We start from the raw sequence: 24,880 nt of genomic DNA on the forward strand, positions 1-24,880 counted from the left end.
AGGCATGCCCCCCTCCCGGCCGGTTTGGCAGAATGGGCGGCCGACCAGAGGGCCCCGCAGGAGCAGGATGAACGCCTTGGCCACGACGTGTCCCGCCGACGGCGGCGACCACACCGCCTGCGAGGTGGTCTGCGCGCCCGACCGGCTGGCGGCGCTGGCGGCGTCGGGTCTGTCCGGCGCTCCCGACCCGCACATGCAGTTCCACGCGGAGTGGGTCCGCACCTCCGTCGGCGTCCCGCTGGCGGTCGTCCTGCTGGTCCACCCGGTCCGGCTGGTCGTCCCCGGCCTGGCGGGCGGGACCGGACCGGCCGCCCCGCCCCGGTCGGTGCCGCTGACCCGGCCGGTGTGCCGGCACGCCGCCGAGCTGGCGACCGCCGTCGTGGTCGACGACGCCCGAGGGGCGGACGTCCTCCCGGCGCTCCGTACCGTGGCTCCGGGGGCCGTCGCCCTCGCCGCCGCACCCCTGACCGACGGCCACGGCCACGTCCTCGGCGCTCTCGTCGTCGCCGACGACCGTCCGCGGAGCTGGGATCCGGACGAGATCCGGACGCTGTTCAACGTCGGCCGGGCGTGCTCCACGGACCTGCGGCTGCGGCTGTTCCGTCAGGACGCCGGTATCGAGATCGACCGGCGCGACGAGATCGCGACCGGCCACCGCCGGGCGTTCGACCGCAGCCAGATGCTGCTGTCGGCGTCGCAGGCGTTCACCGGCACGACGACCGTCGACGACGTCCGGTCCCGCATCGAGGACCTACTGGGGGAGGCGCTGGCCCCCGCGCTCCTGACGGTCGTCGTGACCGACGAGCGCGGCGGTCTGCAGCAGTTCGCCCCCGAGCGGACCGCGGACGACGATCCGGGCCCGCTGCGGTTCGCCGGGTCCGTGCTGGCCGCCCCGGACGGCGGGCGGCGCGACGGCGTGCAGTACTTCCGCGGTCGCGCGGAGTTCGACCGGGAGTTCCCTCGGGGCGTCCGTGACCAGCTCCGGGACCTCGGCCTGCACTCCGTGGTCTCCGTGCCGTTGCCCTCGGCGGCCGGCGCGCCGGGTTCCCTCGTGCTCGGGTGGACCACGCCCGACGCCGTCGAGCCGACCGACCTCCTGACCATCGCCACCATCGCCGGTTACGCCGCCCAGGCGCTGGCCAGGGCCCGGCGGCTCGACCACCGCACCGCGGTGGCGCACGAGATGCAGAACGCCATGCTGACGACGCTGCCGAAGATCGACGGCCTGCCCATGGCCGCCCGCTACCGTCCGGCCGACTCCCGGGAGTACGTCGGCGGCGACTGGTACGACGTCGTCCCCAAGACCGATCCCGACCGGCCCCGCGACGAGCTGTTCGCGGTGTCGGTCGGTGACATCGTCGGCCACTCGGTGACCGCGGTCACCCTGATGGGGCAGGCCCGCTCGATGCTGCGTCAGGCCACCTGGGACAACCCCGGAGGACCGCCCACCGCGATCCTGGAGTCGTTCGAGGCGGCGAACAGCGGGCTCGACCTCGGTGCCGCCGGTACGACCGTCGTCGTCCACCTGCGCCGTGACCCGGCGGGCCGCTGGTCGATGACGTGGGTCAACGCGGGCCACCCGCCACCCGTCCTGCTGCACCCCGACGGCACCGCCGAGCTGCTCAGCGAGCACGACGTGCTGTTCGGGTACGACCTCGCCGGGCCCGGCGCCCGCCACGACCACCACCGGGCCCTCGCGCCCAGCAGCACGCTGTTCCTCTACACCGACGGTCTGGTGGAGAAGCGCGGCAGCGACCTCGACGCCGGGACGGCGGCCCTGGTCGAGCTGCTGGCGGGCGTGTCCGACCGGTCCGTGGACGACATCGCCGACATCGCAGTCGAGACGCTCGCCCCGGGGGCGGACGACGACGTCGTCGCGTTCGCGATCCGCTTCCCGCCCGGCTGACCGGGCCCGGACCGGCGGCGCTCCCGGGGTTTGGCCCGCGGTTCCTCGGGTACACGCCGTCCCCGTTCCGAGGAGGTCCGATGACCGAACCGGTGACGTCACCGGTCTCGCGGTTCGACGTGAGGTCGTCCGATCCGGAGTACTCGCACGAGGTGCTCCGCGCGACCTACACCGACTTCGCGGTCCGCACGTCCAGGAACCTCGACGACTTCCGCCTCGCACTCACCGGTGTCCGGACCGGCGACGTGGTGCTCGCACGGACGCGGTACGGCGCGGCCGCCGAGATGGGCGTGCCGCCGCAGGACCGGCAGTTCCACCTGGCCACCTACGCCGGTGGCCGGGTGTGTCTGCGGGACGGCAGGGAGATCGTCACCCCCGGCCTGGGCACACCGACGATGCTGCCGAGGCGTGAGATCACCTGCCGCCTCGCGGACGTGGACGTCCGCACCGTGTCGCTGACGTCGTCGCTCATGGACCGGGCCGCCCGGTCGGCGTTCGGCGCCGACGTGCCCCCGACCCGCTTCACCTCGACGGCACCGGTCTCGCCGGAGGCGGCCCGGTACTGGCAGGGCGTCGTCGCCCACCTGCGCGACGACGTCCTGGGCGACGACGCGGTGGCGGCGAACCCGCTCGTCCTCGCCGAGGCGACCCGCGCGCTGGCCACCGCGACCCTCGTCGTGTTCCCGAACGTCGGGCTCGCCCGGGCCGGGGAACGCACCGACGCGGGGGGCCGGGCGGATCCGGCCGTCCTGCGGCGGGCCCTCGCCTACATCGACGAGCACGCCGGCGAGGACATCGGGGTCGACGACATCGCCGCGGCGGCCCGGATCGGCGTCCGCGGGCTGCAGCACATGTTCCGCAGACACCGCCGTGGCACGCCGCTCGAGGAGCTGCGCCGGGTCCGGATGGCCCGCGCGCACGCCGATCTGCGGGCCGCGGACCCCACCTCGGGGGACACGGTCGGCTCGATCGCGGCCCGCTGGGGGTTCGCCCACTCGGGACGGTTCTCGGTCGAGTACCGCCACGCCTACGGCTGTTCCCCGAGCGCGACGCTGCGGCGGTAGTTCTGTCCTCACCCGTGCCGGGTGACGAGCGGGACGCCCGCCTGCGGCAGGGTCGGAGCACGCCGAGTCCCCGGAGGCAGACGATGACCGAGCCCGTCACGGCCTCCCGGGACCCGCACTCGCGGAACGGCGTGCACGACGGCCCGCCGGTACCGGCCCGGCAGCCGCCCGCATGCGCCGGCTGATCCCGGCCGGCCGGTCCCGCAGGCCACGCCGGCCCCACCGGTCCGGCAGGCCACATCGGAGCGTGCGGGCGTCGGTCGCCACCCTGCAGTCCGGGTTCGCCGGGCGCCTCGTGGTCCGGTTCGTCGCGGCCAGCGGATACGACCGGGCGCTGGCCCTGGCGGCGCAGGCGTTCGTGGCCCTCGTCCCGGCGGCGCTGCTCACGCTCGCCTACTTCCCGGTGGACCAGGGGGCGGCCGTGACCTACCTGATCGACCGCTTCGGGCTGACCGGCGACGGGGCCGAGGCGGTGCGGGAGCTCGTCGCGCGGCCCCGGCAGGCGGGTACGCCGGGGGCGGTCGGCGGCGTCGTGCTCGTCGTGATGACCGGGATCGGGTTCACGCGGACGCTGCAGCGGCTCTACGTCTCGGCCTGGGTGCTCAGCCCGCTCGGCCTGCGTGGGTTCCTGCACGCGTTGCTCGCGGTCGCCGCGCTCGTGGCCGCCGTGCTCGCGGCGGTCGTGTTCGCGCCGTCGGACGAGGGCCCGCACCCCGTGGCCGCACTCGCCGTGCAGGCCCTCATCGCGGCGGTGCTGTGGCTGCCGATCCAGCAGCTGCTCGTCGGTGACCGCGTCACGCTGCGCCGGCTCCTGCCCGGCGCGGTGGTGACGGGCGTCGGCCAGACGCTGGCGACCCTGCTGTCGGGGCCCTACCTGCGGCTCGCCGTGGGGGAGCAGGCCGACCGGTTCGGCGTCCTCGGTGTGGCGTTCGTGCTGGTCTCGTGGCTGCTGGTCCTGGCCTACCTGCTCGTCGGCGCCGCGGTGTTCGGTGCGGAGCTGGCGGGGGCACCCGTCCCCGGCTCTCCGGCGACCCGCCCGGACCCGGACCCCGAGCCCGAGCCCGAGCCCGAGCCCGACGACGGTGACGCGACCACCCCGCGGACGATCGGTGGGGCGCGCGCCTGAGCTCCTCAGCGGTCGTCGTCGCGGCGGGGGAGCATCACGGTGGTGTCGACGCGGCCCTCGACGATGCCGCGGGCGACCGCGGACAGCTGCTGCTTGGTGGACCGCGCGTACGCGCGCAGCCGGGTGAAGGCGTCGTCCATCGTGACGCCACCGCGCTCGGCCAGGACCCCCTTGGCCTGCTCGATGACGACCCGGCTGGACAGCGCGGCCTGCAGCTGCCCGGTCAGGAGCTCCCGCTCCCGGGAGGTGCGGTCGGTCAGGATCCCGATGGTGGCGACGTCCGCCAGCGCCTGCCCGACCCGGAGGTCACCCACCGGCATCGCGACCGGGGTGCGGTGGAAGAGGTTGAGCGCGCCGATGGTGAGGCCACGCAGACGCATCGGCAGGGCGTGTACCGCGAGGAAGCCGGCCGCGCGCGCCCGCGGGGCGAACGCCGGCCAGCGACGGTCCCGCCGGAGATCGGGCGAGCGCACCTGCCTGGTCGTCCGGAAACAGTCCAGGCACGGCCCCTGGTCGGCCTGGATCTGGAACAGCTCGAGCAGGTTCGCGGCCTCGGCCGAGGCGGCGACGGCCTGCAGCGCCCCGCGCCGGTCGGTCAGGACGAGGCCCGCGGCGTCGGCGCCCAGCAGCGTGACGCAGTCGTCGCACAGGCCCTTGAGCAGGTCGATCACGTCGTAGTCGTCGACCAGGGTGTCCGCGAGCCGCACGAACGCCTCGATCAGCGGCCCCTCCCGTTCCCGGGGCGACCGTGCTGGTGACTCTCCGGCCATGGCGGTCCCTCCTCGACGCCGCGCGCGACCCGTGTCAGGTCGGGCTGCCACGCGCCGTCGGGGGTCAGCCGCAGACGCCGTGCCACGACCTCGGCCGCGACCTGTCCGAGGGACAGTTCAGTGGCGAACGCCGCCGCGCGCAAGCGGGCCAGCGCGACGGGGGCACTCACCCGGGCCTGCGCGACGAGCATCCCGGTCGCCTGGTGCACCTCCGCCCGGGGTGGTGCCGCCGCCGCGAGTCCCCCGCCCAGCACGGGGGTCCCGCTGCCCGGAGGGCCCCCGGGCAGGTCGTCGGCCGCGGGTCCGGCCCAGTCCATCCGGTCGATCAACGTCCAGACGGCGACGTCCGCGGCACGGAGCGCACCGGCCAGCTCCGCGCTGCTCAGCGGCCCGGCCTCGGTGCGGTAGCAGTCCAGTACCCCGACGCGCGCGGCCCCGATCTGCAGCGGGAACACGAACATCGCACGGGCACCGGTCTCCACCGCGGCGGCGGTGAAGAGCGGCCACCGCCGGTCGGACGGGTCGGTCGTGTCGGACACGAGCACGGCGCGCCCGGTGCGGAAGGCGGTGAGGCAGGGCCCGTCCCCGAAGGCGAACTGGAGCTCGTCGATCCGTGCGGCGACCGGATCGGTGGCGCAGACCAGTTCCTGCTGCTCCTGCCCGGTCATCACGGTGACCGCCGCACCGGTCATCGGGAGCCAGGACACGCACGCCTCGCACACCGCCATCGGGGCGTCCGGCCCGGCCACCTCCGACGCTGCCGCCAGGTCGCGGCTCAGGCGGCCGAGGTCGACCACGGGTCGTCCCCCCACCCGGTCGTTCCGTTCTCCGCCCGGCCGGGGCGGGACGGCTCCGGTCGGGTCCGGTACCTCCGGTCCATCGGGCCTCCAGCCCTCGGCGCGGGTGCGGAGTACGACCGCGGGGTCGCCCACCGCCGTCTCTCCGTCGGTGCCCACGCTCCGGCACCTGTCCGCCGAGCGTCAAGGGTATCCACGAACCGACCGGATCCGCCCGAGCCGGCGCACGGCGATCGCGCGGCCGTCCGGAACGGCGTGCGGCACGGAACGGGCCGGGTGCGGCGACGGCGGGGACAGGGGCGTCGCGCGGGCCGGTGGCACTGCCGCGCGGCGGAGGAGGACGTATCCGGGGCCGGCGACCCGACGAGTGTGAGGCACGCGGCGTCCCGGCGTCTACGGCCGGGACAGGTCTTGACGGAGTGTGGAATCGATCCCATAGTGGAATGCATTCCGCACCGCTCGACGCGGAGTGGTGCAGCGACGCGCCATGGAGGTTCGACGATGACCCCGACCGCCGGTCGGTCCCCGTTCTCCCTGCTCACCCAGCTCGCGGGTGACGAGGAGCAGCTGGAGATCTTCTCCGAGCAGAGCTCGATCGAGAGCTGGCTCGCCGCCGAACGGGCACTGGCCCAGGCCCAGGCACGGCACGGCGTGATAGCCCCGGACGACGCCGAGGCGATCGTCGCCGCCGCGCACCTGGACAACATCGACCAGGACGCCGTCTGGAAGACCGCCCGCAATGTCGGCTACCCGATCCTCGGCCTGGTCCGCGAGATCTGCGGGTCGCTGCCGCCCGGGCCGGACGGCCGCGTGCACTACGGCGCGACGACCCAGGACATCATGGACACCGGTCTCGCCCTGCAGATGGCGCGCTCGCTGGCCGCCCTCGACCGTCGCCTCGGTGCGCTCGGAGACGCGCTGGCCGAGCGGGTCGGCGAGCACGCCGGGACGGTGATGGCGGCCCGCACCCACGCCCAGCAGGCCGTCCCGACGACGTTCGGCGCCACGCTCGCGACCCTGCTCGCCCAGTTCACCCGCCAGCGCGAGCGCCTCGCCCAGGCCGCCCCGCGGATCGCGCTGGTCTCGCTGTTCGGCGCCGGCGGCACCGGCGCCGCGCTCGGCCCGCGCTCCGCCGAGGTCCGCGCGACGACCGCGGAGCTGCTCGGCCTGCACCACACCGACGTGCCGTGGCACGTCGACCGCGACGGCGTCGCCGAGTTCGGCTGGCTCTGCGCGACCGTCACCGCGACCTGCGCGAAGCTCGCCCGCAACGTCGTCGACCTGTCGCGGACCGAGATCGGCGAGGTCTTCGAGCCGTTCGAGAGCCACCGCGGCGCGTCGTCGACGATGCCGCAGAAGGTCAACCCGATCTCCTCGGAGATCGTGATCGGGTTGTCCGGGACGGCCGGGGCGCTGGCGTCGTCGCTGGCCCGGATGCAGGAGGCCGGGCACGAGCGGGCCGCGGGCGAGTGGCAGATCGAGTGGCAGGTGCTGCCGCAGCTCGCGGTGCTGGCCGGGACCGCGCTGGCCGAGACGCTCGTCGTCGTCCGCGGGATGCGGGTCGACGCCGGCCGGATGCGCGCCAACCTGGAGCAGGACGGTGGGCTGGTCATGGCCGAGGCCCAGATGATCTCGCTGGCCGGCGCGATGGGCCGCGAGCACGCGCACGACCTGGTGTACGAGGCCGCCGCCCGCGCCCGCCGGGACGGCCGGACCCTGGCCGAGGTGCTGCCCGAGGTCGCCGAGGAGCAGGGCCGTGCCGCGCTGCTGCCCGACCCGCTCGTCACCGCCGACGACTACGTCGGCGAGGCCTCCCGGATCTCCGCCGCCGCGGTCCGCGGCTGGATCGCCGTCCCGGCCCTGGCCGCGAGCGGCCCGGGGACGGCGTCGTGACCGCCCCCACGACCTCCGCGCCCGCCCCGGCCGACGGCGACGCCGAGGGCCCGGAGAACCGGTTCGACCGGATCCGCTCGCGGATCGGCGGATGGGCGGTCCTCCCGCTGATGGCGCTCGCCCTGCTCTGGCCCGGTGACCTCCCCGCCGACCAGCGCGGGATGCTCGCGGTGCTGGCGTTCGTCGTCCTGCTGTGGATCTGCGAGACGATCCCGATCGCGGCGACCGCCCTGATCGGGATCGCGCTGCTGGTCCTGCTCGGCGTCGGCTCCGCGTCCGAGGTGTTCGGTGCCTTCGGCTCGCCGACCGTGTTCCTCGTGATCGGCGCGTTCCTGCTGGCACGGGCGATGACGGTGCACGGCCTCGACCGCAGGTTCGCGCTGCGGGTGCTCGCGCTGCCCGGCGTCGGGAACAGCACCTACCGCACGGCGCTGGCGTTCGGCGTCGTCGCGACGGTGCTCGCCACGCTGGTCTCCGCGTCGGCGACCGCGGCGATGCTGCTGCCGATCGGCGTCGGCGTCGTCCGCACCGTCGGGGACCTCGTCCAGGAGCAGAACCCGCAGGTGCGGGGGCATCGGACCCGCTTCTCCTGCATGCTGATGCTGGCGATCGCCTACGGCGCCGGGGTCGGCTCGGTGCTCACCCCGATCACCGGGATCGCGAACGTCATCGGCCGGGGCGCGGTCCAGGAGATGACCGGCTACCAGATCCCGCTGTTCGACTGGCTCGCGCTGTCCGCGCCGTACGTCGTCGCGCTCGGCGTGGTCGTGTTCACCGCCGTGGTGCTGCTCAACCGGCCCGAGACCCGGCACATCCCCGGCGGCCAGGAGCACTTCCGCGCGGCCCACCGCGAGCTCGGCGGCATGAGCACCGGCGAGCGGAACGTGCTGTGGATCTTCGCGCTGACCGTCGTCCTGTGGGTGACGCCGTCGCTGCTGGAGACCCTCGGGGCGGTCGCGCCGGACACGGTGCTCGCCATCGTGCTGGACCGGCTCAACGAGGGCGCGGTCGTGGTCGCCACCGCGGGCCTGCTGTTCTTCCTCCCGGCGGGCGGCGGGGAGCGGACGCTCTCCTGGGCCGACGCCGGGAGGATCGACTGGGGCACGGTCGTCCTGGTCGGGGTGGGACTGACCATCGGCCGGATGATGAGCGAGACCGGCCTCGCGGACTCGGTCGGCGCCGCCGTCGCGGACCTGACCGGCGTGCAGTCCACACTGTTGCTCTGCCTGGTCGCGGTCGTCCTCGGCATGGTCATCTCGGAGACGACGAGCAACACCGCCTCGGTCGGCATCGTCGTGCCGATCGTCATCCCGATCGCCGTGGCCATCGGGGTGGACCCGCTGATCCCCGCGATGGCCGCGATCTTCGGCGGCAACGCCGGCGCGATGCTGCCGGTCTCGACGCCCCCGAACGCCATCGTCTACGGATCCGGCTACGTCCCGATGATCCGCATGATCCGCACCGGGGTGGTCGCCGACCTGGCGACGATCCCGCTGATCCTGCTCGCCACCGTCGGGATCGGCTCGATGATCGGGCTGGCCCTGCCGTGAGGACCTGAGCGCGTGCCCGGTCACCAGGCCCCGGTCAGTACGTTCGACACCGTGAGCACCCTCGCGGACGTCGCCCGGCTGGCCGGGGTCGGTGTCGGTACCGCCTCCCGCGCGATCAGCGGGAAGGGCTACGTCGACGACGCGACCCGGCGCCGCGTGCTCGACGCGGCCGGCGAGCTCGGCTACCGGCGCAACGCCGCCGCGCGCGCCCTGCGCGAGCGGCGCAGCCTGGTCGTCGGGCTGATGCTTCCCGACATCCACAACGAGTTCTACACGGCGAGCGCCGCGGTCCTGCAGGCCGAGCTGGCCGACGCCGGGTACCAGCTGCTCGTCGTCGCGACCGGCAACAGCGCCGACGCCGAACGGCACGCCTGGGAGACGATGCTGGACCGCCAGGTCGACGGCGTCGTCCACGTCCCGGTCGATCCCGGCGGCGTCGCACCGCCGGGGCTCCCCGTCGTCCAGCTCAACCGGCACACCCGCACCGCGGGCACGCCCGCCGTCGTCAGCGACGACGTCGCCGGGGTCGCGGAGCTGACCCGGCACGTGATCGCCGCCGGCCACACCGACCTCGCCGTGCTGGTCGGCGCACCCGAGCTGTCCACCAGCGCCGAACGGCTCGCCGGGTTCCGCACGGCCGCCGACGCGGCCGGTCTCGCCGAGGACGGGCCCCGCGGCGCCCGCTACCGGGTGCTCGTCACCGGGTTCAGTGCCGACGGCGGGGCCGCGGCGATGGCCCGGACCGCGGGCGACCTCCCGGGGGCGGTCGTCGCGCTGAGCAGCCGGCTGGTGATGGGTGTGCTGCGCTGGGCGGGCGAGCACGAGGTCCGCATCCCCGCGGACCTGTCGCTGGCCGGCCTCGGTGACCCCGAGTGGTTCGCGATCTGGCAGCCGGGGATCACCACGTTCGCGCCGCCGCTGGCCGAGATGGGCCGGCGGGCCGCACACGAGCTGATCGCCGCGATGGGGGAGGAGCCCGGCCCGGCGGGCGGGACGATCCGGTTGCCCGGCGAGCTCCGGATCCGGGGATCCGTCACCGGCGCCGTCCCGGCCCGGCCGTAGCGGCTCACACCCCGGGCACCGGTCGCTCCGCGGTGAGCCGCAGCAGCGCGTCGGCGGTGCCGGCGTCGGCGACGAGGGTGTGCACCAGCCCGGACCGCAGCACCGCGTCGACGGCGTCGGCCCGCTCCGGGTCCCGCACCAGCGCGACGACCTCCCGTGCGGCGCGCAGCTCGGCCTCGCCGACCGCGACGACGTGCTGGGCCAGCGGGGTGTCCAGGACCCGCCCGTCGGGGTCGACCAGCAGCCCGACGATCTCGCCGCACGCGCCCCGCCCGCCGAGCCGCTTCCGCTCGGCCGCCGTCAGCACGTCGTGCACCGTCGAGTGCCCGGTCCGCCAGGCGCCGACCGACACGACGGCGGTGCCGAGCTCGGCGAACCGGGCGACGGCGTCCGCGACACCCGGCTGGGACCGCACCGCGGTCGCCGAGTCCCGGTCGGGGAGCACGAGCGGGGCGTAGATCGGGAAGGCGTCCCCGCCGCACAGCGCGGCGGCCCGGTAGACCGCGGTCGCCGACCCGTCGCGGCGCCACGGCAGCGAGTACGCCCCGCACAGCTGGACGACCTGGCAGCGGGGCAGCCGGTGGAGGTGCTCGACGACGTCGTTGACCGTGCGCGACCAGGCCAGCCCGAGCACGTCGCCGGTGCCGACGGTCTCGCGCAGCAGATCCGCGGCCAGCGCGGCGACCCGCACCGGGACCGAGCGCGCCGGCCCCGGCGGGACGACGAGCGCGCGGCGCAGCCCGTAGGCCGCACGCAGCCCGGCGGAGCGGGCCCGGTCGACGTCCGGGCCCGCGTCGATCTCGACGCGCACCAGGCCACGCTCGCGGGCCGCGTCCAGCAGCCGGGCCACCTGGAACCGGCTCAGCCCCAGCTCCGCCGCGATCGTGATCTTCGTCTGGCCGGCGGCGAAGTACCGGTCGGCGACGTCGGCGGCGAGCAACCTGCGGGCGGGCCCCCACCGGTCGTCCGGCCCGGAGTCCCCGGCAGTGGCGCTCATCTGAGCACCCTAGCCCACCATTTCGCCGGTCGAGTTGACCCGTCGGACCCCGAAACCCTCTACTGGCCGAGTGGCGGAACACGGAGTGTTCCGCTCATCTGAGTCACCGAGTACCGGGAGGGTGACATGACCGCCACCGCTGTCGATCGCGTCGTGCGGTGGGGCGCCCCGAACGGGCCGTCCGGCCCGGCGCCCGCCCACCAGCTGCTCGTCGGTCCGGACGACGGCTACGGCGACGTCGCGCTCGAGCGGCTGTCGCTCGTGCCCGGCCCGGCGCCATGGTGCGGACCGGCCTCGACCGAGGACCGCCTGCTCGTCGTCCTGACCGGGCACGCCCGCGTGACGGTCGACGGCGGCGTCACGGCCGTGCTGTCGCCGAACGAGGTCGTGCACCTCGGGCGGGGGCGGACGTTCGCGGTGGAGGTCCTGGGCACGGGTGCGGCGGGCCTGCTGGACCTGCTCGTGCTGTCCGCGCCGGGCGCGCGGCCCGCCTGACCCACCCCCGGACGCACGCCGGGCCCGCCACCCACGCGGGGTGACGGGCCCGGGCCGGGTCCCTGCGGTGTCAGCCGCCCATGCCGGGCATGCCCGGCATCGCGGGCAGCACCGGCTGCGCGGCGAACACGTCGAGGTACATCCCGCCCGCGACGAGCAGGCCCAGCACGCCGAGCACGAGCCCGCCGAGCGCGACCGGGCGGGCCCACGCGGCCGCACCGGGGCGGGCCGCCGGGCCGAACGCGATCGCGCCGGCCACGATCACGGCGAGGATCGCGAACACACCGTTGGCCAGCGCCGCGGTGTGCCACGGGGCGCCGTAGAACGCCTCGATCTGGTTGCCGGGCAGGCCGGTCGCGGCCTCGATCTGGCCGATCAGGCTCTGCCGGTCGCGGAGCATGTCGGTGAGCTGGGTGCCGGTCAGCGACACCAGGCCGAGCGCGGCACCGACGACCGCGCCGGCACCGGCGACGAGCCCGCCGGAGGTCGCGGCCGCGCCGGCACCGGTCCCGGTGGTCTCGGCGGCCTTCACGGGCTCGGCGGCCTTCTCGGTGACCGTGTCGCCGGACTTCTCACCGGTCTTCTCGTCGGCCCCGGCGGTGGCCGGCTTGGTGGTGGCCGTCGTCGACTCGGTGCCGGCGCCGTCGGTCCCGGCCGTGTCCGTGTCGGCCGGCGTGGTCTCCGTGTCTCGGGTCGTCTCGGTAGCCATGGCCGCACCGTACGTCAGGTCACCGGACCGCCTACGGGCCCCCTACCTGGGCAGACGTCCGGACAAGTTTCCGTTTCCGGTCAGCGCGGCACGCGCGGGCAGCGGCCCGGTACGCCCGGTCAGGCCTGGCGGTGCGGGGTGCCGCGCAGGCTGAACCAGTAGGCGCCCGCCTCGGCGTCGGAGAGCTCGGTGCGCACCCGTGCCCGTGCCGGGCACCCGAAGCGCCGCTCGAGTGCCTTCCGGGCGGTCTTCTCGATCTTGCGGTGCAGCCGCTCCGGTACAGACCGGCCCGCCATCGTGAGGACGGCGACGAACGCGTACCGCGCCGGGCCGCGCCGGGGCCACGGGCCGGTGCCGTCGGCCAGCGACAGCTCGACCGTCATCGGGCGCTTCTGCCGGGCGTGCAGGGCCCGGGTCAGCTCGGCCTCCACGGTGTGCGCCTCGGCCCCGGCCGGGGCCTCGACCCGGACCACGGCCATGACGGCGTTCGTCCTACCGGTGCTCACGGCGCTCACAGTCCGTTGCCCCTTCCGGTACGCCGCCCCCCGGTGGTGCAGCCCGCGTATCATTCTTCCCGGCGCGAACCCGGTTAAACACGACCTGAAGCGTGAAAGTACGCAGGAATTGCGGTGAGGGCGCTCTCACGCCCCCACCGATCGGGTGTCAGGGGCGCCTCGCCGAGGGGGAAGTCGGGCCGGCGCTTCTCGCGCAGCGCCCTCGACGACGTCCGGGCCGAGGAAGCAGAGCATCTCGTAGGCGGCCGACTGGTCGAAGGTCGGTCCGGCGCTGCGCAGCCAGCTGTTCAGCGAGCGCTTCGTGAGCCGGATCGCCTGCTGCGACCCGGTGGCCAGCTCGTGCGCGACCCGCAGCGACTCGTCGAGAACCTGGTCGCGGGGGAGCGCCTTGGCGACCATGCCCAGCCGCTCGGCCTCGGCGCCGGAGAGGATCTCGCCGGTGAGCAGATAGTAGCGGGCCTTCGCCATCCCCGCCAGCAGCGGCCAGATGATCGCGGCGTGGTCCCCGGCCGACACCCCGAGCCTGACGTGGCCGTCACCGATCTTCGCGTCCTCGGCGCAGATCGCGATGTCGGCCAGCAACGCCACGACGACACCGGCGCCGACGGCCACGCCGTTGATCGCGGAGACGACCGGCTTCTCGCAGTTGATGATGTTGTAGACCAGGTCGCTCATCTCGGTGAGCATGTGCGAGACGCGCTCGTGGTCACCGGCCATCCGCTCGACCATGCCCAGGTCGCCGCCCGCGGAGAACGCCTTACCGGCACCGGTGATCACCGCGACCCGGGTCTCGTCGTCGCGGGCGACGTCGTTCCACACCCGGGCGAGCTCGCCGTGCAGCTGCTCGTCGGTGGCGTTGTACTTCTCCGGGTTGTTGATCGTGATGAGCAGGACGCCGTCGTCGCGGCGCTCGAACAGCAGCTGGGAGTAGGAGCTCGGGTCGAGGGTCGTCGTTGTCGTCGTGGTCATCGTGGTGTTCCTTCCGGACGGGTGGTGACGGTCTCGAAGAGGCCGCCGGCGTCGTCGTCGGCGGCCTGGGCCACCGCCTTGTAGTGGATCTTCTTCCCGGTCGCGTTGCGGGGCAGCTCGTCGACGAAGCGGTAGCCGCGGGGGCGTTTGAAGTCAGCGAGCATCGGGTGGGCGCGGCAGTGCCGGTCGCAGTCGTCGGCGGTCAGGCCGGGATCGGCGCGCACCACGTAGGCGACGACGCGGCGTCCCCACCGCGCGTCGGGCACGCCGACGACGAGCGAGTCGGCGATCCCGGGGTGCTGGTTCAGCGCCTCCTCGACCTGCGCGGGGTGCACGTTCTCGCCACCGGAGACGAGCATGTCGTCCTTGCGGCCGACGACGGTGACGAACTCGTCGGCGTCCCAGGTCGCGAGGTCGCCGAGCCGGACCCAGCCGCCCGCGAACTTCCCCGGGTCGGCGCCGCCGGTGTAGGCGTAGCCGCCCTTGGGGGAGCGCACCACGACCTCGCCGATCTCCTGGCCGTCACGGGCGGCGGGATCGTCCGGGTCGGCCCGGCCGGAGTCGTCGATGCGGACCACGCGGACGTCGTCGTCGGTGCAGGCCCGCCCCGTGGTCCCGGCGTGCCCGGGCAGGTCGTCGGGGCGCAGGAAGGTGTTCCAGAACGTCTCGGTGGTGCCGTAGCCGTTGAAGATCCGCGGGGTGAGCAGCTCCTGGTAGCGCAGGCACGCCTCGCGCTCCAGCGGCGCGCCCATGGTGACGACGCCGCGCAGCGACGACAGGTCCCGGGCCCGCCCGGCCTGGGCGTGGGAGAGCATCTCCAGGTTGGTCGGGGCGCCGACCAGGTAGGTGATGCCGTGCTCGGCGACCAGGTCCAGCACCCGGTCCGGGTCGAACGCCCGCAGCGGGACGACGCCCGCGCCGACGTAGAACGCCGGGTTCGGCCCGCCGGCGTAGAGCCCGCCGCGGTGGAACCACGGCGTCATGTTCAGCGTCAGGTCGCCCGGCCCCAGCGGGAAGTGCATGAGCACGTCGTGCGCGCTGAACACCTCGACGAGGCTGTTCAGCGGCACGCCCTTCGGCATGCCGGTGGTGCCGGAGGTGTAGAGCCGGGTGGTCTCGTCGTAGGTGGTGCGCGCCGGTTCCGGGGGCACCTCGCCGGGCCGGGCGAGCTCGCCGATCCGGACCGACCCGGGCAGCGGCTCCCCGCCGCCGGCGGCGACGAGCAGCTCCGGGCGATGCGCGGCGATCCCCAGCGCGTCGCGCGCGGTACCGGCCAGCTCGGTGTCGTACACGAACACCCGTGGCCCGCTGTCGTCGAGGACGTGCGCGACCTCGCCCGCGGCGAGCCGGAAGTTGACCGGTGCCCCGACCGCGCCCGCGGCCTGGGTGGCCAGGTAGAGGCGCGCGAAGTCGGCGGTGTTGAACAGCTGGTAGGCGACGACGTCGCCGGGCCGCACCCCGGCGTCGAGCAGGCCGGCCGCCAGAGCGTCCACCTGGGCGGCCAGGTCGGCGTAGGTGTGCCGGTCACCGGTGGCCGGGTCGACGACGGCGGTCCGGCGGCCGAACCGGCGCACGGTGCGCCGGAACCCGGCCAGGTAGGTGAAGTCGCGTTCGAACCACTCCCGGAAGGGTGCGGGGTCGTAGGTGTACATCGGCTCCTCCTCGTCGAGGGCGTCAGGTGCGGGCCGGGCGGGTCACCCCGCACCGCCCGCGGTGAAGGCCGGGATCCCGGTGAGGGCCCGGCCGAGGATCAGCGTGTGGATCTCGTCGGTGCCCTCGTAGGTCCGCACCGCCTCCAGGTTCGCCACGTGCCGCAGCGGCGGGTACGCGGCGGACAGGCCGTTCCCGCCGAGCATCGTGCGCGCCGTCCGGCAGATGTCGATCGCCTCGCGGACGTTGTTGAGCTTGCCGACCGAGATCTGCTCCGGGCGCAGCCGTCCCGCGTCCTTGAGCCGGCCGGTGCGCAGCGCGACGAGCATGCCCTTCTGCAGCTCCAGCGCGGTGTCGACGAGCTTCTGCTGGGTCAGCTGGAACGCGGCCAGCGGCGTCCCGAACTGGTGGCGCTCCAGCGTGTAGCGCCACGCCGTCGTCCAGGCGTCGCGGGCGGCGCCCATCGCGCCCCACATGATCCCGTAGCGGGCCTCGTTCAGGCAGGTGAAGGGGCCGCGCAGGCCGGTCGCTCCGGGCAGGACCGCGTCGCCGGGCAGCCGGACGCCGTCGAGCACGACGTCGGCCTGCACCGACGTCCGGAGCCCCAGCTTCGGCTCGATCGGGGTGGCGGTGAACCCGTCGGTGCCGGTCGGGACGCAGAACCCGCGGATCCCGTCCGGCGTCCGCGCCCAGACGACGGCGACGTCGGCGATCGTCGCGAGGCCGATCCAGCGTTTCGCGCCGTGCAGCACCCAGCCGTCGCCGTCGGGCTCGGCGCGGGTGGTCATGCTCGCCGGGTCGCTGCCGGACCCGGGCTCGGTGAGCCCGAAGCAGCCGACGAGCTCGCCCGCTGCCATCCCGGGCAGCCAGCGTTCCCGCTGCTCGTCGGTGCCGAACCGGTCGATCGCGGTCATGGCGAGCGAGCCCTGGACGCTGACGATCGTCCGGATCCCGGAGTCGGCCGCCTCCAGCTCGGCCGCGGCGAGCCCGTACTCGACGGCGCTGCGGTCCGGACATCCCGGGCCGTGCAGGTGCGCGCCGAGCAGCCCGGCCCGGCCCAGCTCGGGGATCAGCTCGCGGGGCAGGTGTGCCCGCTCGAACCAGTCGGCGACGTGCGGGGTGACGCGCTCGGCGACGAACCCGCGGACGTGCTCGCGCCAGGCGCGCTCGTCGTCGGTGAGTAGGTCGTCGAGGTCGAGGAGGTCGTGTGCGGAGGTGGTGTCCACGGCGCGCCGATCAGGCCATCGAGAGGCCGCCGCTGACGCTGACGGTCTGTCCGGTGAGGTACGAGGCGTCGGGGGAGGCGAAGAACGCGACGGTGGCCGCGAGGTCCTCCGGCTGCGCGAGCCTGCGGAACGGGATGGCCTTGACCAGCGCGTCGCGCAGCCTGTCGTTGCCCTCGACGACCGAGGCGAACAGGGCGGTGTCGGTCGGGCCGGGGCACACGCAGTTGGCGTTGATCCCGTTCCGGGCGACCTCGCGGGCGAGGGTCTTGGAGAAGGAGATGACCCCGCCCTTCGCCGCGGAGTAGACCGCCTCGCCGGACGAGCCGACCCGGCCGGCGTCGGAGGCCAGGTTGACCACCGTCCCGCCACCCTGCTCGACCATCACCGGGACCACGGCGTGTGCGGTGTGCAGGACGCCGTAGAGGTTGATCCGGATGATCCGGTCCCAGTCGGCGGGGTCGGAGTCGACGAACGGGCCGACCTTGTCCCAGCCGGCGTTGTTCACGAGGACATCGATCCGGCCGTACTCCGCGCGGACCCGGTCCACCATGGACCGCACCGACTCCGGGTCGGCGACGTCCGCCCGGATCCCGACCGCCCGTCCGCCGATCTCCGCGGCGGTGCCGGCGGCGGTCTGCTCGTCGACGTCGGTGACCGCGACGGCGGCGCCCTCGGCCGCCAGCCGCTCGGCGATCGCGCGGCCGATGCCGCGCCCGGCGCCGGTCACGATCACGGTCCTGTCGTCCATCCTGCCCATCGGGTGTTCTCCTCGTGGTCGGTCGGGTGAGTCAGGGTGCGAGCTCGCGGCCCAGCCGTCGGCGGGCGATGACGAGCTTCATGATCTGGGCGGTGCCGTCGCCGATCTGCAGGCCGAGCACGTCCCGCAACCGCTGCTCGATCGGCAGCTCGGTGCGGTAGCCGTACTGGCCGTGCAGCAGCAGGCACTGGGTGATCTGGTCGTGGGCCGTCTTCGGGGCGAACCACTTGCACATCGCGGCCTCGGCGGTGTGCGGCTCGCCGGCGTCGGCCAGCCAGAGCGCGCGGTGGCAGAGCCCGCGGGCCGCGGCGAGCAGCGTGTCGGCCTCGGCGAGCGGGAACGAGACGTCCTGGTTGACCGACAGCGGCCGGTCGAACGCCTCGCGCTCCGACACGTACCGCCAGGTCTCGTCGACGGTCTGCTGCGCGCAGCCGAGACACTGCAGCCCGATCAGCGCCCGGGAGAAGTCGAACCCGGACATGACCTGCCCGAACCCCTGCCCCTCGGGTCCGAGCAGATGGTCGGCGGGGACGCGGACCCGGTCGAGGTGGGCGGCCCCGCGGCCGACGGCGCGGGTGCCCATGTCCGGGTACGGCTCGACGGTCACGCCGGGCCGGTCGAGCGGCACGAGGAACGCGGAGATGTCGCGGCCGCGCTCGGTGGACCCGCCGGTGCGGGCGAAGACGACGACCGCGGCGGCGTCGGCGGCGAACGACAGCGACTTGACGCCGTCGAGGACCCAGTCGGCGTCGTCGGACGTGCCGTCGCGGGTCGCGGTCAGCCGGGGGACGCCGGCGTCGGACCCGGCGTGCGGCTCGGTCAGCCCGATCCCGACGATCTCCTCCCCGGAGCAGATCCGCGGCACCCAGTGCGCGGCGAGCCCGGGCGTCGCGTTGGCGGCGAGGATCCGGCCGGTCAGCGCGCCGACGACGTTCAGGTAGCCGACGTTGATGTCGCCGCGGCCGATCTCCTCGACGACGAGGCCCGCGGTGAGCCGGTCCGTCCCGCCGCCGCCGAGACCGGTGGGCAGCTGCGGGCCGATCAGGCCCGCGCGGCCCATGTCGCGGCGCAGGTCCGGGTCGATCCGGCCGGCGGCCTCCCGGCCCCGGTAGCCGGGCAGCAGCACCGACTCCGCGAACGCGCGGGCCCGGTCGCGGTGCGCGCGCTGGCTCTCGGTGGGGGCGAAGTCCACGTCGCCGACCTCCTCTGGGTATCGACCTCGGCATCAAACTCTGACCACGATGACAAAACTTGACTCATAGGTCAATACTGGAGTCCGTGAGGTGCCCGCGCGGCCGGTGCGAGACTGGTCGGCGGAGGTTTCGGCGGAGGTGGAGTGATGACGGACGCGGCGCGCGTGGGCGAGGAGCCGGTCGGGCGGGTGCAGCGCAAGCGCGGCCGCCGGATCCGGCAGATCCTGACGACGGCCGCCGAGCTCGTCGGCGAGCGCGGGTACGACGCGGTCAGCCTGGAGGACGTGGCCGAGCGCCTCGACGTCACGAAGGGGTCGCTCTACTACTACTTCCCCGGCAAGGACGATCTGGTCACCGCCGCGATCGAGACCCTCGGCGACGACTGGACGAGCCGCCTGGAGAGCCTCCCGGCCGGCCGGGAGGGAAGCGCCGCCCGACGGCTGCGGGCCCTGATGCGCGAGCACGTGACGATCGCGGTGCGCGAGTACCCCGCGGCGCTGCGGCTGTTCCTGGTGCCCAGCACCTGGCCCGCCGCGCAGCGCACCCGGATCAAGGCGCTGCGGCGCCGGCACGACGCGGTGTTCCGGGCCGTGCTGACCGAGGGGCTCGCGGCCGGGGAGTTCGCGGTCGTCGACACCGACGCCACGCTGCAGTGCCTGCACGCGACGATGAGCCAGGCGCCGGTGTGGTGCGGGGAGCTCTCCGGGGCAGCGCAGGAGCGGGCGTTCGACGACGTCGTCGACACGCTGATGAAGCTGGTGGCCCGGGGCTGAGGGCGGGTCGCGGCCTCGGGTGATCATGTGGCGGGCGGAGGTCCGTGGCGGAGGTGTGCGAACCGAGGTCTGTGCAGTCGACCGTGTGGTCCGTGACGCCTCCGGGGCGGTACAGGCTCGTGGCTGCTTCGCGAGGGTGAGGGGCGAGGCGATCCGCGGTGGTGCCGGAGTGGAGGGGGCGCATCATCTGCCGGTCGACTCGGACGAAGGCGGCTCCGCGAACGTGCTCGGCAGCGGCCGACCTCCCGGGGCGATCGCCGGCGCCGAGTGGTTCGCGCGCTCTCTCGCAGGTCACGGGTGTGCGGGCGCGAACGTCGTACTAGCGGATCGAACATATGGTCGAGCAGACTCAGCCCTATGACCGCGGTCCAGGAACCTCCACGCACCGGCCTGCCTGCCGGGGATCCGGGGTTCCCGCAGATCGATCTGGCGCTGGTTCAGCTGGCGGGGGAACAGGCCGCGCTCGACGACCTGTCCGGTGTCTCCGAGGCGGAGTTGATCGATCAGATCCAGCAGCTCGAATCCGTGCAGCACTCCTTGGCGGCGTTGCAGGCGACGCGGGTGCGGGCGTTCGCCCGGCTCCATGTCGAGAACGGCATCGCTGCCGGGCGGACGGATCCGGATCGGTTGCAGCGCGGTGTGGTGGCGCAGGTCGGGTTGGCCTGCCGGGTGTCGCCGACCGAGGCGCGGCGCCGGGTGAGTACCGCCCGGGACCTGCACGACGGTCTCGATCATGTTCGTGGGTTGTTCGGTGCCGGTGAGTTGAGCGCGGTGAAGGTGGCGGCGGTGGTGGCCGCGTGCTCCGATCTGGACCGCGCCGAACGTGCCGCGGTGGATGCGCGTCTGGCCGGCCACGATCTGACCCGGCTGGGGATCCGGCGGTTGCAGGATCTCGCACGCCGCTTCGCCGCCGAGGTGGCGCCGGGGAAGTTCCTCGCCCGGGTCGAGTCGGCCCGAGCCGAGCGCCGGGTGACCCTGCGCCCGGCGCCGGATGCGATGACCTACCTGACCGCCTACCTCCCGGTCGAGCAGGGTGTGGCCTGCCTCGCCGCGTTGAACAAGGCCTTCATCGAGGTGTCGGTGAACCCGGCACCCCTGACCCGCACTCGCGGGCAGGTCATGGCCGACACGCTCGTCGAGCGCCTCACCGGACAGGCGATCGCGACCGATGTGGGTGTCGAGGTCCAGGTGGTGGTGCCGGTCGAGGCGCTGCTGGACCCGGGTTCGCCGTTGCCGGCGGAGATCCCCGGCCACGGCGCTGTCCCGGTCGAGCTCCTGGCCACGGGCGAGGGGAGGAAGAGCCTGCGCCGATTGATCACTTCCGACGGTGTGGTGATCGGCGGTGACTCCCGTCAGCGCACGTTCACTGGATTGCTGGCCCGGCTGGTGCGGGTGCGGGCGGGGAATCGGTGTACCGAGCCGTATTGCGATGCCCCGGTGCGGCATATCGATCACATCCGGCGGGATGCCGAGGGTGGGGCGACCGACCTCGACAACGGGAGGGGGGTGTGCGAGTTCCACAACCATGTCCGGGAGCAGGCGGGGTGGCGGGTGGCTCGCGGGCCGGACGGCAGGGTGCGGACCACGACCCCGACCGGGCACACTTACCGGGCGCCCGGATGACCGATGTGCGCACGTGGCGCGCGGCGATCCCACCTGCGGCCTGGTGGTGTCCGCATCCACTCCGGACCGCAGGGGTCCTCCGGCCGGCCCACCGCGAGGGGAGGCTGCCCGGCGGTGGATCCCGGGAGGCGGTGTCGTGGGACCGGTGGATCAGCCGATGACCGGCAGCGGTCCGGAGGGCCGGTCGAAGAAGATCGGGCGCGTCTCCTCGCGGGGGTCGGGGACCCGGGAGAGCACGGAGAGCAGACCGGTGGGCTCCTCCGTGGGCTCGTCGGCCGGTTCCTCGCGGCCCGGGCGGACGGCGGCGAGCGCCTCGTCGGCCAGCGCCTCACGACACTCGGCCAGCAGCTCGCGGACGTCGTCGGTCACCGGGTGGCTCGGCCCGAGGAACCGGTCGGCGGTGTCCAGCGTGGACGACAGCAGCCCGGCGGCGCCGCGCAGGTCGCCGGCGTCGGCGCGGGCCACGGCGAGCGCCGCGCGGGAGGCGACGGTGCACGGGTGCGCGTCGCCCAGCACGCGCCCGCGCCGGGTGATCACGTCCTCGTGCCGGGCGACGGCCTCCTCGGGGCGTCCGGTGACGCGGTGTGCCGCGGCGAGCGCGTCGGCGGCGGCCAGCGAGGCCGGGTGGTCGGCGCCGAACTCCTGCTCGCGAGCCGCCAGGTTGCGGGCGGCCAGCTCGAGGCCGCGGGTCTCGTCGTCACCGAGCAGGTACGCGACCGACAGAGTGCCCTCGACGACGAGGGTGTCGGCGTCGCGCGCACCGAGCTCGCGGCGGGCCGCGGCGAGCAGCTGCTCCAGGCGCCGGGTCGCGTCGAGCAGGCCCTGCTCGTCGCCGGACCGGCCGGCGGCGCGGACGTCGGTCGCGGCGCGGTCGTGCCGGGTCCGCAGGGCGGTCCGGGCGCCGCCGGCCCGGTGGTCGACGGCCGCACTCTCGCGCAGGAACGGGGAACCGGCGAAGACGCTGTTACTCACGGTCGCGTTACCTCCTCGCGGTAGGCCGTCCGGACGGTGCGTGCCACCCGGTCGGACTAGTTGATCGGTACTGAACGTACCGGTAACCGGTGTCGCTTGGGTCTCCGGAGCGAGATTCGAGGCGCACGCCACCGTTGCCGGTGACCCACCGTCGTCGCACGTGAGCCCCCGGTCGTGATCGGCGCGAGCCCGGTCCCGCGTGGCAGGGTCGGCGGCACGCACCGGCACGACTGGAGAGGTCGCATGATCCACCCGCTGTCCCGGCTCACCGCCGCCGAGATCGACGCCGCACGCGCACTGCTGACGTCGCACGACCTGCTCGGTCCGGGCGTGCGCGTGCCGGTCCTCGCACTGGAGGAGCCGCCCCGGGCCGAGGTCGCCGCCCACCGCGACGGCGACCCGGTGGACCGCCGGGTGCGCGCCGTCCTGCTGGACCCGGCGTCCGGCACGTCCCGCACGGTGATCGCGTCGCTCACCCGGTCCACGGTGGACGCCACGGTCGAGCACGATCCGGCCGTCGACGGCCAGCCCCCGATCACGGGTGAGGAGATGGAGGGCGTCGACGCGATCGTGAAGGCCGACCCCGGCTGGCTGGCCGCGATGGCGGAGCGGGGCGTCGAGGACGTCTCGCTGGTCGCGGCGTGCCCGCTGTCGGCGGGCTCGTTCGGGCTCCCGGGGGAGCAGGGGCGCCGGATGCTGCGGGTGCTGTCGTTCCTGCAGCACCGCCCGGATGACAGTCCGTGGGCGCACCCGATCGACGGCGTCGTGGCCTATGTGGACCTGCTGGAGCGCCGGGTCGTCGAGCTCGTCGACACCGGGGTCGTGCCGATCCCCGAGGAGGAGGGCAACTTCGGCGAGGGCCCCTACCGTGAGACCCGGCGGCCCCTGCACGTCACCCAGCCCGAGGGTGCGAGCTTCACCGTGTCCGGCGACGACGTCGTCGAGTGGGAGGGCTGGCGCTTCCGGATCGGCTTCGACCCGCGCGAGGGCCTGCTCCTGCAGCAGCTCTCGATCTCCGGCCGGCCGGTGGCGCACCGGGTGTCGGTCGCCGAGATGGTCGTCCCCTACGCCGACCCCGGTCCGGTCCGCTTCTGGCAGAACTACTTCGACGCCGGTGAGTACCTGCTCGGGCAGCAGGCGAACTCGCTCGAGCTCGGGTGCGACTGCGTCGGCGAGATCCACTATGTCGACGCCGTCGTCGCCGACCCGGACGCGCGGCCCCGCACGATCCGCAACGCGGTCTGCCTGCACGAGGAGGACGACGGCGTGCTCTGGAAGCACACCGACGTCTTCACCGGGAAGCAGGCGGTGCGGCGCCGCCGTCGCCTGGTGGTCTCGTTCTTCGCGACGATCGGCAACTACGACTACGGCTTCTACTGGCACCTCCACCCCGACGGCGCGATCGAGCTGGACGTGAAGTCCACCGGGGTCGTGTTCACCGGCGCCTACGACGAGCGGGCGTCCCGCTGGGCGAGCCAGGTCGCGCCCGGCCTCGGCGCGCCGTACCACCAGCACCTGTTCTGCGCCCGCCTCGACCTGACCGTCGACGGCGCGCGGGGTGCGGTCGACGAGCTCGACGTGCGGCGGCTGCCGGTCTCGGCGGACAACCCCTACGGCAACGCGTTCGAGCGCACCGTCACCCGGATCGCGTCCGAACGCGAGGCCGGCCGGTTCGCCGACCGCGGCGCCGGTCGCGTGTGGAGGGTCTCCTCCGCCGAGGCGCGCAACCGGTTCGGCGACCCGACCGCGTACGTGCTGGAGCCGGAGGACGGGCCGGCCCTGCTCGCCGACGACGGCTCCTCGATCGCCGGCCGGGCTGCGTTCGCGAGCCGGCACCTGTGGGTCACCGCCTACGACCCGCAGCGTCGCTACCCGGCGGGTGAGCTGGTGAACCAGCACGGCGGAGGGGCGGGACTGCCGGCGTGGGTGGGGGAGGACCGTGACGTCGACGGCGTCGAGCTGACGCTCTGGCACACCTTCGGCGTGACCCACTTCCCGCGTCCGGAGGACTGGCCGGTGATGCCGACCGCGTCCTGCGGGTTCCGGCTGACGCCCTCGGGTTTCTTCGACCGGAACCCGACCCTCGACGTGCCGCCGGGGCACTGACCGTCAGCGCCGGACGGCGACGCCGGCAGCGGCGGCGGTCTCCGCCAGGCCCTGCCGCAGCCGCTCGACGGGCGCCGGCAGGTGCCCGGCCGCGTCGCGGGCCAGCGCCCGCGCGGTCGCCCGGTCGACCTCCGGCTCCAGCAGCCGTTCGACACCGAGTGCCGAGACCAGCACGAGGGTGACGGCGCCCGGCAGGGTGAAGGTGGCGGGCGCGCGGACCATCTCGCGCAACGCGATCGACGGTGCCCGCGCGGCGGTGGTGTCGGTCGCGGTGAGCCGGGTCCGGCTCCGGCCCAGCAGGGTCCGTCCCGTCGACTGCGCGAGCGTCCCGCGCTCCACCAGGTCGTTCCGGACGGCGTCGGTCAGCGGCCCGCCGAGCGCCTCGATCCAGGCGCGGACGGGGTGGGCGCGGGGCTCGTGGGCGATGCTGTCGAGGACGAGGGTCGCCGCCTCGCCGGTCACCCGCGCCGCCGGGCCGGGCCGGGTGGCGACGACCCGGTCGTCGGCGCCGACGGTCAGCGCTCCGGCCATGACGAGGTCGGCCAGCTGGGCACCGACCAGGCCGCAGGCCAGGAGATCGGGCGCCAGTCCCGGGCGGCCCGCCGTCTCGTCGTACGCGATCAGGAACAAGCCGTTCGCCAGCGCGCCCTGTTCCACCTGTCGCCCCTCGATTCGATTTCACCCTGGGTAATTGCGCGAGCGCATATCGTCAACATTTCTTACCGAT

General features: G+C 74.5%; 22 protein-coding genes. 10 read left to right on the plus strand and 12 right to left on the minus strand.

Annotated features, from left to right (window positions below; translation table 11 throughout):
- The first annotated feature begins 67 nt into the window (after nucleotides 1–67).
- From Ae150APs1_RS26105 to Ae150APs1_RS26115, 3 genes are all read left to right on the plus strand, one after another.
- Entirely contained in the window at nucleotides 68–1,906 is a 1,839-nt protein-coding gene (locus Ae150APs1_RS26105) for a PP2C family protein-serine/threonine phosphatase (protein ID WP_075300894.1), read from the plus strand.
- A gap of 80 nt (nucleotides 1,907–1,986) precedes the next feature.
- Entirely contained in the window at nucleotides 1,987–2,970 is a 984-nt protein-coding gene (locus Ae150APs1_RS26110) for an AraC family transcriptional regulator (RefSeq protein WP_075300895.1), read from the plus strand.
- 247 nt (nucleotides 2,971–3,217) lie between these two features.
- Nucleotides 3,218–4,096 carry a YhjD/YihY/BrkB family envelope integrity protein gene (locus tag Ae150APs1_RS26115; protein WP_075300896.1) on the plus strand — a complete coding sequence of 293 codons (879 nt, stop codon included), beginning with the start codon at nucleotides 3,218–3,220 and terminating at the stop codon, nucleotides 4,094–4,096.
- Nucleotides 4,097–4,101: 5 nt separating this feature from the next.
- Here the strand turns inward: Ae150APs1_RS26115 and Ae150APs1_RS26120 are convergent, their stop codons facing one another.
- Both Ae150APs1_RS26120 and Ae150APs1_RS26125 read right to left on the minus strand, forming a co-directional pair.
- On the minus strand, nucleotides 4,102–4,866 hold the full coding sequence (locus tag Ae150APs1_RS26120) for a GAF and ANTAR domain-containing protein (RefSeq protein WP_010224715.1): 765 nt from the start codon (nucleotides 4,864–4,866) through the stop codon (nucleotides 4,102–4,104).
- Complete coding sequence (locus Ae150APs1_RS26125; protein ID WP_075329540.1) at nucleotides 4,815–5,663, minus strand: GAF domain-containing protein; 849 nt, start codon at nucleotides 5,661–5,663, stop codon at nucleotides 4,815–4,817. The genes Ae150APs1_RS26120 and Ae150APs1_RS26125 overlap by 52 nt, the downstream gene beginning before the upstream one ends.
- Nucleotides 5,664–6,164: 501 nt before the next feature.
- On the opposite strand from Ae150APs1_RS26125, the gene Ae150APs1_RS26130 reads away from it, so the two are divergent.
- The 3 genes from Ae150APs1_RS26130 to Ae150APs1_RS26140 are packed head-to-tail and all read left to right on the plus strand — an operon-like array spanning nucleotide 6,165 to nucleotide 10,168.
- Entirely contained in the window at nucleotides 6,165–7,556 is a 1,392-nt protein-coding gene (locus Ae150APs1_RS26130) for a lyase family protein (protein ID WP_083680550.1), read from the plus strand.
- Nucleotides 7,553–9,106, plus strand: coding sequence for a DASS family sodium-coupled anion symporter (locus tag Ae150APs1_RS26135; RefSeq protein WP_075300898.1), 1,554 nt, complete (start codon nucleotides 7,553–7,555; stop codon nucleotides 9,104–9,106). Before Ae150APs1_RS26130 ends, Ae150APs1_RS26135 begins: the two co-directional genes overlap by 4 nt.
- A gap of 51 nt (nucleotides 9,107–9,157) precedes the next feature.
- Nucleotides 9,158–10,168, plus strand: a complete 1,011-nt coding sequence (locus tag Ae150APs1_RS26140) for a LacI family DNA-binding transcriptional regulator (RefSeq protein WP_075302619.1) — start codon at nucleotides 9,158–9,160, stop codon at nucleotides 10,166–10,168.
- Between the two features lie 4 nt (nucleotides 10,169–10,172).
- On the opposite strand, the gene Ae150APs1_RS26145 is transcribed toward Ae150APs1_RS26140, so the two are convergent.
- Entirely contained in the window at nucleotides 10,173–11,165 is a 993-nt protein-coding gene (locus Ae150APs1_RS26145) for a sugar-binding domain-containing protein (protein WP_075300899.1), read from the minus strand.
- A gap of 126 nt (nucleotides 11,166–11,291) precedes the next feature.
- Between Ae150APs1_RS26145 and Ae150APs1_RS26150 the strand changes: the two genes are divergently transcribed.
- Entirely contained in the window at nucleotides 11,292–11,660 is a 369-nt protein-coding gene (locus Ae150APs1_RS26150; RefSeq protein ID WP_010238659.1) for a hypothetical protein, read from the plus strand.
- A 70-nt stretch (nucleotides 11,661–11,730) separates the two neighbouring features.
- On the opposite strand, the gene Ae150APs1_RS26155 is transcribed toward Ae150APs1_RS26150, so the two are convergent.
- The 7 genes from Ae150APs1_RS26155 to Ae150APs1_RS26185 all read right to left on the minus strand — a co-directional run bounded on the left by Ae150APs1_RS26155 (nucleotide 11,731) and on the right by Ae150APs1_RS26185 (nucleotide 18,678).
- The gene (locus Ae150APs1_RS26155) at nucleotides 11,731–12,369 is read right to left on the minus strand and encodes a hypothetical protein (protein WP_075300900.1); all 639 of its coding nucleotides are present in this window, start codon (nucleotides 12,367–12,369) and stop codon (nucleotides 11,731–11,733) included.
- Nucleotides 12,370–12,488: 119 nt separating this feature from the next.
- Complete coding sequence (locus Ae150APs1_RS26160) at nucleotides 12,489–12,875, minus strand: hypothetical protein (protein ID WP_139317202.1); 387 nt, start codon at nucleotides 12,873–12,875, stop codon at nucleotides 12,489–12,491.
- Between the two features lie 135 nt (nucleotides 12,876–13,010).
- A complete protein-coding gene (locus tag Ae150APs1_RS26165; RefSeq protein WP_075300901.1) occupies nucleotides 13,011–13,853 on the minus strand; it encodes an enoyl-CoA hydratase/isomerase family protein in 843 nt (280 codons plus the stop codon).
- The gene (locus tag Ae150APs1_RS26170; protein ID WP_075300903.1) at nucleotides 13,850–15,505 is read right to left on the minus strand and encodes an AMP-binding protein; all 1,656 of its coding nucleotides are present in this window, start codon (nucleotides 15,503–15,505) and stop codon (nucleotides 13,850–13,852) included. The genes Ae150APs1_RS26165 and Ae150APs1_RS26170 overlap by 4 nt, the downstream gene beginning before the upstream one ends.
- 42 nt (nucleotides 15,506–15,547) lie before the next feature.
- Nucleotides 15,548–16,729, minus strand: coding sequence for an acyl-CoA dehydrogenase family protein (locus Ae150APs1_RS26175; RefSeq protein WP_075300905.1), 1,182 nt, complete (start codon nucleotides 16,727–16,729; stop codon nucleotides 15,548–15,550).
- Between the two features lie 10 nt (nucleotides 16,730–16,739).
- Nucleotides 16,740–17,486: a 3-oxoacyl-ACP reductase family protein gene (locus tag Ae150APs1_RS26180; RefSeq protein WP_075300907.1), complete on the minus strand. Its 747-nt coding sequence runs from the start codon at nucleotides 17,484–17,486 to the stop codon at nucleotides 16,740–16,742.
- A gap of 31 nt (nucleotides 17,487–17,517) precedes the next feature.
- Nucleotides 17,518–18,678 carry an acyl-CoA dehydrogenase gene (locus tag Ae150APs1_RS26185; RefSeq protein WP_075300909.1) on the minus strand — a complete coding sequence of 387 codons (1,161 nt, stop codon included), beginning with the start codon at nucleotides 18,676–18,678 and terminating at the stop codon, nucleotides 17,518–17,520.
- Between the two features lie 147 nt (nucleotides 18,679–18,825).
- Between Ae150APs1_RS26185 and Ae150APs1_RS26190 the strand changes: the two genes are divergently transcribed.
- Together Ae150APs1_RS26190 and Ae150APs1_RS26195 are read left to right on the plus strand one after the other, a co-directional pair.
- Entirely contained in the window at nucleotides 18,826–19,452 is a 627-nt protein-coding gene (locus Ae150APs1_RS26190; RefSeq protein WP_075300911.1) for a TetR/AcrR family transcriptional regulator, read from the plus strand.
- A gap of 357 nt (nucleotides 19,453–19,809) precedes the next feature.
- On the plus strand, nucleotides 19,810–21,075 hold the full coding sequence (locus tag Ae150APs1_RS26195) for a DUF222 domain-containing protein (RefSeq protein ID WP_075300913.1): 1,266 nt from the start codon (nucleotides 19,810–19,812) through the stop codon (nucleotides 21,073–21,075).
- 150 nt (nucleotides 21,076–21,225) lie between these two features.
- Here Ae150APs1_RS26195 and Ae150APs1_RS26200 read toward each other — a convergent pair whose 3' ends face one another.
- Nucleotides 21,226–22,047 carry a tetratricopeptide repeat protein gene (locus Ae150APs1_RS26200; RefSeq protein ID WP_075300915.1) on the minus strand — a complete coding sequence of 274 codons (822 nt, stop codon included), beginning with the start codon at nucleotides 22,045–22,047 and terminating at the stop codon, nucleotides 21,226–21,228.
- Between the two features lie 243 nt (nucleotides 22,048–22,290).
- Between Ae150APs1_RS26200 and Ae150APs1_RS26205 the strand changes: the two genes are divergently transcribed.
- Nucleotides 22,291–24,153, plus strand: coding sequence for a primary-amine oxidase (locus tag Ae150APs1_RS26205; RefSeq protein WP_075300917.1), 1,863 nt, complete (start codon nucleotides 22,291–22,293; stop codon nucleotides 24,151–24,153).
- Between the two features lie 3 nt (nucleotides 24,154–24,156).
- Here Ae150APs1_RS26205 and Ae150APs1_RS26210 read toward each other — a convergent pair whose 3' ends face one another.
- Entirely contained in the window at nucleotides 24,157–24,810 is a 654-nt protein-coding gene (locus Ae150APs1_RS26210) for a GPP34 family phosphoprotein (protein WP_075300919.1), read from the minus strand.
- Nucleotides 24,811–24,880 lie beyond the last annotated feature (70 nt).

This window comes from Pseudonocardia sp. Ae150A_Ps1, from assembly GCF_001932315.1.
Classification (GTDB): Bacteria; Actinomycetota; Actinomycetes; order Mycobacteriales; family Pseudonocardiaceae; genus Pseudonocardia.